Origin of the sequence: Virgibacillus salexigens (assembly GCF_014905415.1) — a bacterium.
Lineage (GTDB): Bacteria > Bacillota > Bacilli > Bacillales > Amphibacillaceae > Virgibacillus > Virgibacillus salexigens.
Map to the genome: position 1 here is coordinate 1 of NZ_BNEO01000096.1, position 318 is coordinate 318.

The window sequence follows — 318 nt, forward strand, 5'->3', positions numbered from 1 at the left end:
CTTCAGCTGTACCCGATACAAATCGATTTTTCAGTTCACCTTCTACCAAATCATCTAAAGGCGCAAATAATTCACCATCAACATAGGGTTCAAGAAATCCTGCTGCCCACGTCATCCCGTCATCAGGCAATTCATTCGATGTCGAAAGCACTTTTAACTTGTCTTTGTATTGCTCATTACTCAAGACTTCTAAATCAATAGTTACATCAGGATTTCCACTTCCAAAATCGTTAATGATTTCGCTTACAATTTTATTATGCTGAGCAGAACTACCCTCTGGCCATAAATGCATAAATTTTACTGTTTTACCATCTTCAG

At 37.7% G+C, this 318-nt stretch carries 1 protein-coding gene; it reads right to left on the minus strand.

Going from position 1 to position 318, the window contains the following annotated elements; all coding sequences use genetic code 11:
* A partial coding sequence (locus JKP73_RS22395) for an extracellular solute-binding protein (protein WP_200412008.1) occupies window positions 1–318 on the minus strand: 318 nt, incomplete at both ends.